Source organism: Paenarthrobacter ureafaciens, assembly GCF_004028095.1.
Classification (GTDB): Bacteria; Actinomycetota; Actinomycetes; order Actinomycetales; family Micrococcaceae; genus Arthrobacter; species Arthrobacter ureafaciens.
In genome coordinates this window covers 2,744,854-2,758,327 of record NZ_SBHM01000007.1, presented here as the reverse complement: position 1 = coordinate 2,758,327, position 13,474 = coordinate 2,744,854, and the positions used below count along the sequence as shown (strand labels likewise).

Here is a 13,474-nt window from a genome sequence, read left to right as displayed (position 1 = left end):
GGGGTCGAATGCGGTGCGGGGCGGTTACAGTTCAGTCCAGTCAAGGACCACTTTGCCGCCCACACCGTTGCGGGCGATCTCGAAGCCCTTCTCCCACTCAGTGGCGGGCAGCTTGTCCGTGACGACGGCGGAGATGCTGCGGTGAAGTACGGGGTTGGAAGAGAGCATGGCGCTCATCGCGTACCAGGTCTCGAACATTTCACGGCCGTAAATGCCCTTGAGGGTGAGCATGTGGGTGACAACCTTGCCCCAGTCGATGTCGATGGATTGGCTCGGAAGGCCAAGCATGGCGATGCGTCCGCCGTGGTTCATGTTGTCGATCATCTCAGGCAGTGCCGTGGGGTGTCCGGACATTTCGAGTCCGATGTCGAAGCCTTCGCGCATGCCCAGTTCCTGCTGCGCTTCACGGACGCGCATCTTGGAAACATCGACGGCGAGGTCCACGCCCATCCGGCGGGCCAGCTCAAGCCGCGGAGCGGACACGTCCGTGATGGCAATTTTCCGGGCGCCAGCGTGGCGGGCGACGGCGATGGCCATCAGGCCGATGGGCCCGGCACCGGTAATGAGGACGTCCTCGCCCACCAAGGGGAAGCTCAGCGCGGTGTGTACTGCGTTGCCGAAGGGGTCGAAGATGGCGCCGAGTTCAGGGGTAACGGACTCGTCGTGGTGGACCCAGACGTTGGTTTCCGGGATGACGACGTATTCGGCGAAGGCACCATCGCGCTGCACGCCGACGGAAACAGTATGAATGCACATCTGGCGGCGTCCGGCACGGCAGTTGCGGCAGATTCCGCACACCACGTGGCCTTCGCCGGAGACCCTGTCCCCTACTTTGACGTCGCGGACGGCCTCGCCGATTTCCACTACTTCGCCGTAGAACTCGTGGCCGGCGATGAGGGGCGTTTCGATGATGCCCTGCGCCCAGGCGTCCCAACTCTGGATGTGGAGGTCGGTGCCGCAGATGCCGGTGGTCATCACACGGATCTTGACATCGCCGGGACCCGCCTGGGGCTCTGGACGTTCGACGAGTTCGAACCCTGCGTGTGGTCCGGATTTGTAGAGAGCCTTCATGGAATTCCTCACTGCCAGGGCTGCTTCGCTGCTGCTGACTTCTATTAGAGCCTCGCCAACGATTTAGCACAATTAGAATCTTCTCAATCAACGATTTAGGATTTGCTAATGGAAATTCACCAGCTGCAGATGCTTCGCGAACTCGGCGACCTGGGCAGCGTCAAGGCCGTCGCAGACACGCTCATGGTGACGCCCTCAGCCGTATCCCAACAGCTCGCGCTGCTGCAGAAATCAGTCGACGTGCCGCTGACGCGCAAGGAGGGCCGCGCCCTGGTGCTGACCGACGCCGGCCGCGTCCTCGCCGAGGCGGGCGCCGCCGTCGTCAACGCCATGGCGGATGCGCGGGCGGCGATTGGCGCCTACCACGACGCCCCGGACGCGCCCGTCAGCGTCAGCGCCTTCCATAGCGCCGGGCAGGCGCTGTTCGCTCCCCTGGCAGCGCTGCTGGCTTCGAAAACAGAGTCCGACGGCGGGAAGTCACCCCGCCTGCGCCTCGCAGACGAGGACGTGGCCCAGGAGGATTTCCCGGGGTTGGCAGCGCGCTACGACCTGGTCCTCGCCCACCGCATGGACAACAGCCCGCCATGGCCCGAAGACAAAGTTGCTGTTATTCCGCTGGCCGATGAACCCCTGGATGTCGCTTTGCCGGCAGGACACCCGCTGGCTTCGCGGCGCCAACTGGGTCCGTCCGACGTCGTGGATGAACCGTGGGTGACCAGCCGCGATGGCTATTCGCCCGCGGACGTCCTTGCCGCCGTCGTTGCCGTGAGCGGGCGGCCTGCCGAGGTGCTGCATCGCATCAACGACTATTCGACCGTGGCGGCGCTGGTATCTGCCGGTGGCGCGATCGGTCTGCTGCCGCGGTTCACGGCACGGCGGGTGCTGGACGCCGGGGTGGTGGTGCTGCGTCCACTGTCGGGCGTGAATTCGGTCCGCAAAATCGACATCCTTGCACGGCCCGAAACGCTCAAACGGAAATCGGTCATGACGGTTTGCGAGTCACTTCAAACCGTCATGACCGGGCTCTCCTCACCCAAGTAGACCGCAGTTGACGGCGTGGTGAGCGGGCTGGCCGGCGTCGAAGTACGCCACCAAATCGGCCGGGAGCTCCGGTACCTCCCGGGCCGAGCCGTCACTGCGCAGCGATTCCGTGGCGAGGATGCCGGCCACTACTGCCTGCCGGGCGGCAACCGGGCTTGTCCGGGTCCGGCCGCCTTCGGAGGCGAAGCGCAGGAACTCCCCGATCAGGAGAGGGTCCGCACCGCCGTGGCCGCCTTCGCCGTCCTGAATGGGGATGACCTGGTCCGGCTCCGCGTAGCCGGAGGTCCGGCTGGTCCACACTTTGATGGTCTCCCCTGGCCCGTCGCCGAAGTTCTCGATCCGGCCTTTGGTGCCGATAACCGTGTAATTTCGCCAGTAATCAGGGGTGAAATGGCACTGCTGATAGCTGGCCAGGACGCCGTTGTCGAGCACCATGTTCATCATGGAGATGTCCTCGACATCAATGACCTTCGCCAGGTCTTTCTGCTCGGTGGGCGGCCAGTTGTCGATCGAGAACCAGTCCCCCATGCGCTTGCCGGTGTTATCACCGCGGTTGGCCACGTCACCATAGACTGCGAGGTCTCCGACGGCGGCAACCCGCTTGGTGTATCCGCCGGCCAGCCAGTGGATGACATCAATGTCGTGGGCACCTTTTTGGAGGAGAAGGGACGTGACGTTGGCGCGCTGGGCGTGCCAGTCCTTGAAGTAGAAGTCTCCCCCGTGGCCCACGAAGTGGCGGCACCAGACCGCTTTGACGTCGCCGATCCTGCCATCCTCGATCAGGTTGCGCATCTGGACCACCACAGGCATGTGGCGCATGTTGTGGCCTACGTACAAGCGGGTTCCGGTTTCAAAGGCCGTCTTCAGGATCAGGTCCGCAGCCTCCACCGTGATGTCCAGGGGTTTCTCGCAGAAAGTGGGGATGCCCGCCTTAAGCGTTCGGACGGCGACGGCCGCGTGCTGGTTGTCGGGGGTCAGGACGAGGACGGCGTCGATCCCGCTGTCCAGCAGTTCCTCCAGATCTCCGGTGATGCGGGCCGTCGGGATGCTGCCGGCGGCGTCTGCCCGGCCACGTTCACTGAGGTCGCAAACAACGGTGACTTCGGAGCCTTGGCCCGGCTTGTGGGCGTGCTTCCACAGCCCTGAACGCAAGCCGAAACCCACGATGCCGACCTTCAAATCCTTTTCCATGGCGTGTAATTTTTCCTTCTGCTGTTTTAGTTGAGTCTGGTTTCGGCATTTCGGTGCGGCGCCGATTCGCGCACGAACAAGTGCCAGGGGAAGTCGAGGACTCCGGGTGCCTCCGGGGCGGCGTGACCGGTTGCCCGCCGCAGGAGCAGCCGGGCGAGTTTGTCGAAGAAGTCAACGGGGCCCACAGTGCTCAGCGAGGGCGACATCCGTTCGCCTTCCACTGTGTTGCCCACACCGATGATGTCCACGTCTGTGCCCACGGCGAGGCCCAGGCGTTGGGCCGCGTTGATGGCGCTGACCGCGGCGTAATCCGTGGTGGCGTAAATGGCTGTGGGCCGGTCCGGCATGCTGAGCAGCCGTGTTGCCGCAGCGTAGGCTCCGGCGGTGGTGCCGTCGAACAGGCCGACGAAATCGTCTCTTTCCGGGATCTTCGCCGCAGCCAAAGCGGACGAGTAGGCCTGGTATCTGGTCCCGCCGGTCTTGCCTCCCGCTGATGCCGGGGTCAGGCAGGCAATCCGCCGATGGCCGTGGAGCAGATGCTCCACGGCCATGCGGCAGCCTGGTCCGGCGATGGAACGGATGACATCGAAGCCCTCCGCGGGCAACTCCTCGTCAAAGACCACCAGCGTGGTGCCGTGCCCGGCGAGCCGGAGCAGGGCTTCCCGCTGCTCAGGACGGACTGCGTCCACGAAGACCGCATCGGCATTGTGCGTGCCCAGAACCTTGACCCAGTCGGCGTCACCCAAGATCATCGGCGTGATGCCCAGTGGAGCTGACGCTTTCTGAACGGCCTCGATGACCGACAGCGACCAAGGGTCGGAGAGCATGGTCAGGGACAGGATCACCGTATTTGTCCGGCCCGTCCGAATGGCCCGGGCAGCCTGGTTGGGGCGGTAGCCGAGCCGCTCGGCTACCGCCTTGACCTTGTCCGCCGTCGCATCCGACACCCCGGGTCCGCCCTCACCGCGGCGACCGGACAGCACATAGGAAACCGTGGCTGTGGAAACGCCCGCGAGTTCGGCCACCATGCGGATGGTGGGCCTGACTCCTGTGGTGCCCGCTTTTGCCATGGTTCCCCTTGCTGTGTTCTTCGCGTCCGAGTGGTTTCGTTGTTGGTTTGAGGCTAGCTCCTGAAGACAGGCGCGTTGGGGTCCAACGCGGCCTGGTACTCATCGCGCATCTTGTCGCCCCCTTCGCTCTTCCAGCGCTTGACCGCGTCCTTGAGTTCGTCGATCTTTGCGCGGCCGGTGATGATATCCACCACCTTGTCGCGCAGCTGCTTGGTGATCTTGGCACCCACCTTCGCGTTGGTGTCCGAGTAGGAGCCGTTGGTGGGGTTGCGCCAGGCAAACTCGAGCAGTTTCTCTTCCTGCCGGCTGACGTACCGGGTGTCGTCGTCGAACCCGGGGTTGAAAATGACGTTCTCGGGGCTGGACATGATGTTCAACGCCGACACCAAACCGGGTGCATTGATAGCTCCTGCCTCCGTCAATGCAGGATTCCCTGAGGCATCAAGGGTGTAATCATGGCCAAGCTCGCCGAAGTTCTTCTGCATGTACTCCACCGTGCCGAACGGCGCCGACAGGTAGTTCATCAGCGCCAGCAACTCACGGATCTTTCCCTCCTCAGCCTTCTTGAACGGGGTGAAGCCCACCGTTCCATAGCCCATGTCGTAGACGGGCTTGACCTTGCCGTCGGCACTGAACGGGATCAGGATGTCGAATTTCGCGCTCTTGTTCAGGGCGCGGTAGCTGCGGATATCGTGCGGGCCCACCAGCACCTGCGCGGCAACGCTGCCGTTGGCCACCCGCGTGCGGATGTCCGAGGCCTTGGCATCCGGGTAGAAGACACCGGCCGCGAACATCTTGGCCGTGAACTCCACGCCCGCCATGTATTCGTCGGTTTCATACAGATGGGTCAGCGTGCGGTCTTTATTGACGGCCCAACTGTTCGGCGCACCAAACCACTCAGTGACCATGTGGAGGGCGTTAATGTAGGCAGGTTCCAGCGCGTATTTCTGTTCACCGGGACGGGTCAACTCCTTGGCCTTCTCCAGGAATTCCTCGGCGTTGGCAGCTTCGAAGCCACCCACCTGCGCCCACACGTCATGGTTGCCCGCGTAGACCTGCCCGAAGGGGGTACTCGGGATGGGAGCTCCCCAGATCTTGCCGTTCACGACGGCGGTCTTCCAGGAATCGGGCTTCAGTGCGGCAAGGTTGGGGTACTCAAGGACGGAGTCACCGGAAAGGTACGGGGTCAGGTCCTGGAACTTGGCCTCGAGCATCGGGCCAACGTTGGGGATACCCTGGTTCGGCGGAACCCACATCATGTCCGGAAGATCATTGCTGGCAAGCACCGTGGCGAACTTGGCCGGATAGCCGTCGCCAATGTCTTCGGCAATCTGAAGCTCCAGGTCGCCGCCGAGCTTGGCATTGAGCCGCTGCCAGAAGGGATTGTCCTTCAGGCCGGGGCTCATGGTTTCGAAGGTTTCCGTCAGGCCGGTGACTTTGCCTTTGAGCGGCGGCGCCTTCACGGACTGCACGGCGGTGGGCAGCTTGAAGTAGGCGGCTTGGAGGCCCTTTGCGTTACCGGCGATATCCGGAGTGACGCCGGTGAATTCCTTGTACGTGGGCAACGTGACCGACGCGGAGGCGGCGGCGCCTCCGTTGCCTGCGGCCCCGCCGCCACCGCAGGCGGACAAGCCTGCGGCGGTGACGGCCAGCCCGGCGAGGCCAAGGAAACCGCGGCGGCTGAATCCAGCCTGAGAGGTAGTGCTGGTCATGGCATAACCCTTTCTGGTTACTTGCTTCATAGCTGATATGCGTGATTGAAGTGCTTGGTGAACCCGTGTTCCCGGCGTGGCGCTAGCCCTTGACTGCGCCGGTGATCACGCCCTTGGCGAAGTGCTTTTGGAGGAACGGGTAGACCATCAGGATCGGGACAAGCGCTACCACCACCACTGCCATCTGGATGGACTGCGGTGGCGGTGAGGTGGTGATTCCCAACTGGTCCGCCGCACCGCTGCCCTGGACCACGAAATTGCGGAGCAGCAACTGGATGGGCCACTTGCTGTGGTCGTTGATGTAGAGCAAAGCGTTGAAGAACGAGTTCCAAAAGCCCACTGCGTAAAACAGCCCGACGACGGCGATCACGGCTTTGGACAGCGGCATCACGATGCGCCACAGGATTTGCCAGTCGTTGGCGCCGTCGATCCTGGCACTTTCGATGAGCTCGCCCGGGATATTCATGAAGAACGAACGCATGACCACAAAGTTGAAGGCCCCGAAAATGCCGGGAAGGATCAGCGACCACAACGAATCCAACAGGCCAAGCTGGCGGATCATCAGAAAGGACGGAATCAGGCCTGGTGCGAACAGGAGGGTCAGCAGGACCGCAAGGACCACCGGACGGCCAAACAGGACCGTGCGGCTGGTGGCGTAGGCCATGGTGATGGTTACGAACAGCGCCAGGATGGTACCCACCACGGTTACCAGCATGCTGACCCCGAGGGATTGGAGCACCATGGGGCCCTTGAAAATGGTGGCGTAGGCTTCCAAGGTTGGACGTTCGGGCCAGAGTACGAACCCGCCGGCCTTCACGAGTTGTTCGTTGTCAGCCAGGGACGTGGAGACGACCAGCAAAATGGGCGTCAGGATGGACACGCTGAAGGCAACCAGGACTACCGCTTTGACCGTTTGATACACGGCGGAAGGCTTCTCCTTCCACACGGGGCGCTTGGGGTCGTAGCTAAGCTCCCGGGGTTTCCTGGTGAAAAGTGTTGTTGCCATGGGGTTTCTCCTAATGCGGCGGGCGCAGCGCGGCAGGCGCGCGGGTCAGCGTGGCTGTCAGCGCACTCGTTGTGCGAAGATTCCGTCTTCGCCGAAGCGGTGGGCAAGTTTGTTGGCGCCATATATCAGCAGGGCGCTGACTATCCCCTTGGCCAGTCCGGCTGCCGCGCCCGAGCTCCAGCCGCCTCCCACCACGCCCGTGTAGTAGGTGAAGGTGTCGAGCACTTCCGCGGCGCCTGCTCCCACGGCGTCGCGCTGCAGGATGAACTGCTCGAAGCCCACGGAAAGAATGTCGCCGATGCGAAGGATGAGCAGGAGGACGATCACGGGCCTGAGGCCGGGCAGGGTGATGTGCCACATCCTGCGCCAGCGACCCGCACCGTCGGCCGCTGCCGCTTCGTAGAGCGAGGCATCAATGCTGGCAAGTGCCGCAAGGAAGATGATCATTGCCCAGCCGGCGTCCTTCCAGATCATCTGGACCACCACCAACACCGGGAACGTCTCCGGGTTGGTCATGAACGGGATCGGTTCCATGCCCCAGTCCCGGAGCACGTTGTTGACGAAACCTGCGCCGCCGAGCATCTGCTGGAAGAACGCGATGACCAAGACCCAGGAAAGAAAGTGCGGCAGGTAGGCGATGCTTTGGAAAATCCGGCGGACGCGGGTGCTGATCAGTGAATCCACGATCAATGCCAGTACCAGCGGCACCGGGAAGAGGAAGACCAACTGCCAGGCGGCCAGGTACAAGGTGTTCCAGAAAGCGTGGATGAAGTCCGGATTGCCGAAAAGGTCCACGAAGTTCTGCCAGCCCACCCACAGGCTGTCACCGATGCCCAGGTAGGGCTGGTAGTCCTGGAACGCGATGACGTTGCCCAGGATCGGTATGTAGAAAAAGAGCAGGAGAAAGGCCACTCCCGGGAGCATCATGAGCAGCATCTGCTTGTCGCGCCGCAGGCGGGCCCGGAAACTCTGCTTCGGGACGTTGCTCCTCTTCCGCTTCTTCGGACCGGAGCCGCGGACTGTTACGCCCGCCGGATCCGGGACTCGGCGAGCTTCCGGCGGTGCCGGAGCCCGTTCCGTCGTCGAGTTCATGCAGTCTCCTAAAGTGCTGAGCGAAACCATCGATGTGATTCAAGCCACGCTCGTTAACCGTTTAACAAACCATAAGTGACTCGCATCTCTTTTTGCAACATCGTGATCGAAACTGCGCTTAGAAATCACTTTTCGTCACAGCGCGCGGCTGAGACAAAAAAATAGCTGGCAGCAGTGGTTGTTTTGATCGCTCAAAACAACCCTTGCTGCCAGCTGGTTGGGCTAACTAGCCCCGGACACCGAGCTTCTCGAGGATCAGCTCACGGACGCGTCCGGCATCGGCTTGCCCGCGCGTGGCCTTCATGACCCCGCCCACGATGGCGCCGATGGCCTGGATCTTGCCGCCGCGGATCTTCTCGGCGACGTCCGGCTGGGCTGCCAGGGCTGCGTCAATGGCTTCCAGGAGGGGGCCGTCGTCGGAAACCACGGCCAGGCCGCGCTTGGCGATGATCTCCTCCGGCGTACCTTCTCCGGCGAGGACGCCGTCCAGTACCTGGGATGCCATTTTGTTGTTGATCTTGCCGCCCTCAACAAGCTTGTTGAGTTCAACAATCAGCTGCGGGGTGACGCCGAGTTCTGCCGGTTCCACGTCGGCAACCTTGGCGCGGCCAACAACCTCGCCCATCCACCACTTGCGGGCTACGTCGGCCGTGGCACCGGCAGCGACGGTTTCCTCGATGGAGTCCATGACCCCGGCGTTGACGACGTCGCGGAATTCGAGGTCGGAGTAGCCCCAGGCTTCCTTGAGGCGCTTCCTGCGCTCGGCCGGCGGCTCGGGGAGGGTGGCGCGAAGCTCCTCCACCCATTCACGCGAGGCAACCACGGGAACCAGGTCCGGCTCCGGGAAGTAGCGGTAGTCGTCGGCGTCGGACTTGGCCCGGCCCGACGTCGTCGAACGGGTGTCCTCGTGCCAGTGGCGCGTCTCCTGGACAACCGGCTGGCCGGAATCCAGCACCGCGGCGTGACGCTGGATTTCGTAGCGGACGGCGTGTTCTACGGCGCGCAGCGAGTTGACGTTCTTGGTCTCCGAGCGGATACCGAAGCGCTCCTGGCCGTGCGGGCGCAGGGACACGTTCGCATCGCAACGGACGTTGCCGCGTTCCATGCGGGCGTCGGACACGCCAAGGTTCTTCACGATCTCGCGGACGGCAGCCACATAGGCCTTCGCGAGTTCCGGTGCGCGGCTGCCCGCGCCCTCAATCGGCTTGGTGACGATTTCCACGAGGGGAACACCGGCGCGGTTGTAATCCACCAAGGAGTAGTCGGCGCCCTGGATGCGGCCTGCGGCGCCGCCCATGTGGGTCAGCTTTCCGGCGTCCTCTTCCATGTGGGCACGCTCGATCTCGACGCGGAAGACCGTGCCGTCCTCGAGCTCGATGTCCAGGTAGCCGTCGTAGGCAATGGGCTCGTCATACTGCGAGGTCTGGAAGTTCTTGGGCGTGTCCGGGTAGAAGTAGTTCTTCCGGGCAAAACGGCAGGACTCGGCGATCTTGCAGTTCAGGGCGAGGCCGATCTTGATGGATGACTCCACAGCCGCTTTATTCACGACGGGAAGGACACCCGGCATGCCCAGGTCCACCTCGTTGACATTGGTGTTCGGCTCGTCGCCGAAGACGTTCGGGGCGGAGGAGAACATCTTGGTCTTGGTGTTGAGCTCAACGTGGACCTCAAACCCCAGGACGGGATCGTACTTCTCCATGGCTTCCTCGAAGCTCAGGATTGCGTCGACGGACATTAGTTGGAACCTCCGGCGGTAGATGTAACAGTGCCGAGCCCGGCTTTATTCAACAGAGGTGCCTGCGCAAGCATCGGGCCGCCCCACTTCTCTTCGAGGGCGGATTCGAGCACCGCGCCCACGCGGTAGAGGCGTGCATCCTCGCGGGCCGGAGCCAGCAGCTGGATACCAACCGGCAGACCATCTTCATCGGCCAGGCCGCCCGGCAGCGAGAGGCCCGGAATGCCGGCCAGGTTCGCAGGAATCGTAGCGACGTCGTTCAGGTACATGGCCAGCGGATCGTCGAGCTTCTCCCCCAGCTTGAACGCCGTGGTGGGTGCCGTCGGGGAGATCAGGACGTCCGCCTGGGCGAACGCAGCATCGAAGTCGCGCTGGATGAGCGTGCGGACCTTCTGCGCGGAACCGTAGTAGGCGTCGTAGTAGCCGGCGCTCAAAGCATAGGTTCCAAGGATGATGCGGCGCTTGGCTTCGTCGCCGAAACCAGCGGCGCGCGTGGCTGCCATGACACGTTCAATGGTCATGGGACCGTCCTTGGGCAGTACCCGCAGACCGTACCGGACGCCGTCGAACTTGGCCAGGTTGCTGGAGACCTCGGAGGGCATGATGAGGTAGTAGGCACCCAGGGCGTACTTCAGGTTGGGGCAGGAGACCTCGACGATTTCCGCTCCGGCTTCCTTGAGCAGCTCGAGGGATTCGTTGAAACGGTTCTCGACGCCGGCCTGGTAGCCCTCGCCGTGCAGTTCCTTGATGATGCCGATCTTCATCCCGGCAACGTTGCCCAGGCGGGCAGCCTCAACCAGGTTGGTGAACGGATCGGTCAGTGACGTGGAGTCGAAAGGATCGTGGCCGCCAATGACTTCCTGCAGGAGTGCGGAGTCCAGCACCGTACGGGACACAGGACCGATCTGGTCCAGCGACGAAGCCATCGCAATGGCCCCGTAACGGGACACGGCACCATACGTCGGCTTCATGCCCACGGTTCCGGTGACGGCACCGGGCTGGCGGATGGATCCGCCGGTATCCGTGCCCAGGGCGAGCGGCGCTTCAAAAGCAGCGACGGCGGCAGCTGACCCGCCGCCTGAACCGCCGGGGATCCGGTCCAGGTCCCACGGGTTGCGGGTGGGCCCGAACGCGGAGTGCTCCGTGGAGGAACCCATGGCGAACTCGTCAAGGTTGGTCTTGCCGAGGATCGGCATCTTCGCGGCACGGAGCTTCTTGATCACCGTGGCGTCGTAGGGGCTGTGCCAGCCCTCGAGGATCTTGGAGCCCGCCGTGGTGGGCTGGCCGATGGTGACGATCAGGTCCTTCACCGCGATCGGCACACCGGCGAGTGCGTGCAGGTCCTCGCCGGCTGCACGGGCGGCGTCCACCTCGGCAGCGACGGCCAGGGCCTCTTCGGCGTTGACGTGCAGGAAGGCGTTGACCTGGCCGTCGACGTCCGCGATCCGGTCCAGGTGCGCCTGGGTGACCTCGACGGCGGAGACGTCGCCTGCGCCCAGCTTGGCGGCGAGGTCGGCAGCTGAGTGGCGAATGAGTTCGTTGTTCTGTTCAGTCATCGTGTTAGTCCTCATCCAGGATTGCCGGGACCTTGAAGCGGTTCTCGGCCGCATCCGGGGCTCCGGACAGCGCCTGGTCCGCCGTGAAGGTGTGGCCAACAACGTCCTCGCGGAACACGTTGGTCAACGGAATAGGGTGGGACGTGGCCGGTACATCATCCCCGGCGGCTTCACTCACGGACTTCACCGCGTCCACGATGACGGCCAGTTCGCCCGCCATCCTGTCCAGCTCTTCGTCACTCATCTCAATGTGAGCCAGACGCGCAAGATGCGCGACGTCGTCACGGTTGATCGCAGCCATGGATCTCCCCTGCAAAGTTCAAATGGTTTTCCGAACCAGTCTACTTGGCTTGGCTGCACGGACGTGCGACGGTCAGCCGATGCCGATGGCTCCGGTCAGCATGCCCACGGCGAGCATGACGAGCGAGATGACGGCGGTGCGCCACAGGACCTTCTTGTGGTGGTCGCCGAGGTCCACCTTGGCCAGGGAGACCAGCAGGAGGATTGCCGGAACCAGCGGGCTCTGCAGGTGGAACGGCTGGCCGGTGATGGAGGCCCGGGCCATGTCGACGGCATCGACGCCGTAGTGTGCCGCGGTTTCGCTGAGGACCGGGAGGACACCGAAGTAGAAGGCATCGTTGCTCATGAAGAACGTCATGGGAATGCTGAGCACGCCGGTGATGACGGCCATGAAGGGGCCCATTTCCGAGGGAATGATCTGAACGAGCCACTCGGACATCGCCTTGACCATGCCCGTGCCGTTGAGGACGCCGGTGAGGACTGCGGCTGCCATGACCATGCTGACCACTGCCACGATCGAGGGTGCGTGGGCGATCAGCTGTGCGCCTTGGTCCTTGACCTTGGGGAAGTTCACCAGCAGGGCGATTGCGGAACCGACCATGAAGACGAACGGCAGCGGGACGATGTTGGCAACCAGGGTGACCATGACGGCGACCGTCAGGCCGAGGTTGAACCAGAACAGCTTGGGACGAAGCGTTGAGCGGTTGGGGTCCAGTGCCGTATCCGCCATGGCGGTGTCATGCTCGTCCACCAATTCTTCGGTGCGTTCGAGGACTGCGACGCCGGTGCCTCCCCCGGTGCCCGGCTTGCCGGCGCCTGTGGCTGTGCCGGTACGGCCAAAGCGGGGTCCGCCGTTGCGCGAACCGCCGGCGACAGAACCGCCGCGGCCCTTGCCGCCGTCGAACGCGTCCGAACCGCCGGCGACGTCAGCCCAGATTTCCGGTGCGGTGGCGCGGAGGCGGTTGCGTTCCTGCAGGCCGAGCAGCCAGGCGAAGACCAGGACAACGATGAGGCCGACGATCAACGACGGGACCATGGGAACGAAGACGTCGTTGACGTCCAGGTGCAGTGCGGTGGCGGCGCGGGCGGTGGGGCCGCCCCACGGCAGGATGTTCATGGTGCCGTTGGCGAGGCCTGCCACGCAGGTGAGGACCACGGGGCTCATCTTGAGCCGCAGGTAGACAGGCAGCATCGCGGCCGTCGTGAGGATGAAGGTGGTGGAACCGTCGCCGTCAAGGGAAACCGCCGCAGCGAGGATCGCGGTGCCGAGGACCACCTTGGCGGGGTCGTTGCCGAGCTTCCGGAGGATGAACTTCACCAGCGGATCGAAGAGCCCGACGTCGATCATCAAGCCGAAGTAGATGATCGCGAACATGAGGAGCGCGGCCGTGGACGTCATGGACTTCATCGAATCGATGACCATGGGCCCGATTCCCAGCCCGGCGCCGGCGAAAAGTCCGAAAACGGTGGGGACGATGATCAACGCCAGGACTGGCGTCAGTTTTTTGGTCATGATCAGGACCATGAATACCGCAATCATTGCGAATCCAAGCAAAACCAGCACGGCCGGCTCCTTACTACTGTGAATGGCACACTTCGGTGTGATGCGCACTACAAACCTAGGGTGGTCCCGGTCACGTGCAGGGGTTTGTGGGAATTGATGGAAGTACTGCTCGTTGCGCACGTTTTGCGCATTGTGC

11 protein-coding genes are annotated in these 13,474 nt (G+C 63.3%); 1 reads left to right on the top strand and 10 read right to left on the bottom strand.

Going from position 1 to position 13,474, the window contains the following annotated elements:
• Positions 1-24: 24 nt before the first annotated feature.
• Complete coding sequence (tdh, locus tag AUR_RS16910; protein ID WP_021471366.1) at positions 25-1,071, bottom strand: L-threonine 3-dehydrogenase; 1,047 nt, start codon at positions 1,069-1,071, stop codon at positions 25-27.
• Between the two features lie 108 nt (positions 1,072-1,179).
• Here tdh and AUR_RS16905 point away from each other — a divergent pair, with 108 nt between their 5' ends.
• Positions 1,180-2,112, top strand: coding sequence for a LysR family transcriptional regulator (locus AUR_RS16905; RefSeq protein ID WP_062095866.1), 933 nt, complete (start codon positions 1,180-1,182; stop codon positions 2,110-2,112).
• Here AUR_RS16905 and AUR_RS16900 read toward each other — a convergent pair.
• From AUR_RS16900 to AUR_RS16860, 9 genes are all read right to left on the bottom strand, one after another.
• Positions 2,101-3,303: a Gfo/Idh/MocA family protein gene (locus tag AUR_RS16900; protein WP_021471368.1), complete on the bottom strand. Its 1,203-nt coding sequence runs from the start codon at positions 3,301-3,303 to the stop codon at positions 2,101-2,103. The two genes, AUR_RS16905 and AUR_RS16900, sit on opposite strands and share 12 nt — an antisense overlap.
• Positions 3,304-3,329: 26 nt before the next feature.
• Complete coding sequence (locus tag AUR_RS16895) at positions 3,330-4,373, bottom strand: LacI family DNA-binding transcriptional regulator (protein ID WP_062095864.1); 1,044 nt, start codon at positions 4,371-4,373, stop codon at positions 3,330-3,332.
• A 53-nt stretch (positions 4,374-4,426) separates the two neighbouring features.
• A complete protein-coding gene (locus AUR_RS16890; RefSeq protein ID WP_062095862.1) occupies positions 4,427-6,085 on the bottom strand; it encodes a type 2 periplasmic-binding domain-containing protein in 1,659 nt (552 codons plus the stop codon).
• An 82-nt stretch (positions 6,086-6,167) separates the two neighbouring features.
• The gene (locus tag AUR_RS16885) at positions 6,168-7,091 is read right to left on the bottom strand and encodes a carbohydrate ABC transporter permease (protein WP_062095860.1); all 924 of its coding nucleotides are present in this window, start codon (positions 7,089-7,091) and stop codon (positions 6,168-6,170) included.
• 57 nt (positions 7,092-7,148) lie between these two features.
• Complete coding sequence (locus AUR_RS16880) at positions 7,149-8,183, bottom strand: ABC transporter permease (protein WP_062095858.1); 1,035 nt, start codon at positions 8,181-8,183, stop codon at positions 7,149-7,151.
• A gap of 226 nt (positions 8,184-8,409) precedes the next feature.
• Complete coding sequence (gene gatB / locus AUR_RS16875; RefSeq protein ID WP_021471373.1) at positions 8,410-9,918, bottom strand: Asp-tRNA(Asn)/Glu-tRNA(Gln) amidotransferase subunit GatB; 1,509 nt, start codon at positions 9,916-9,918, stop codon at positions 8,410-8,412.
• Entirely contained in the window at positions 9,918-11,474 is a 1,557-nt protein-coding gene (gene gatA / locus AUR_RS16870) for an Asp-tRNA(Asn)/Glu-tRNA(Gln) amidotransferase subunit GatA (protein ID WP_062095855.1), read from the bottom strand. The genes gatB and gatA overlap by 1 nt, the downstream gene beginning before the upstream one ends.
• Before the next feature lie 4 nt (positions 11,475-11,478).
• Entirely contained in the window at positions 11,479-11,775 is a 297-nt protein-coding gene (gene gatC / locus AUR_RS16865; RefSeq protein ID WP_021471375.1) for an Asp-tRNA(Asn)/Glu-tRNA(Gln) amidotransferase subunit GatC, read from the bottom strand.
• 72 nt (positions 11,776-11,847) lie between these two features.
• The gene (locus tag AUR_RS16860) at positions 11,848-13,338 is read right to left on the bottom strand and encodes a CitMHS family transporter (RefSeq protein WP_062095853.1); all 1,491 of its coding nucleotides are present in this window, start codon (positions 13,336-13,338) and stop codon (positions 11,848-11,850) included.
• Between the last annotated feature and the right edge of the window lie 136 nt (positions 13,339-13,474).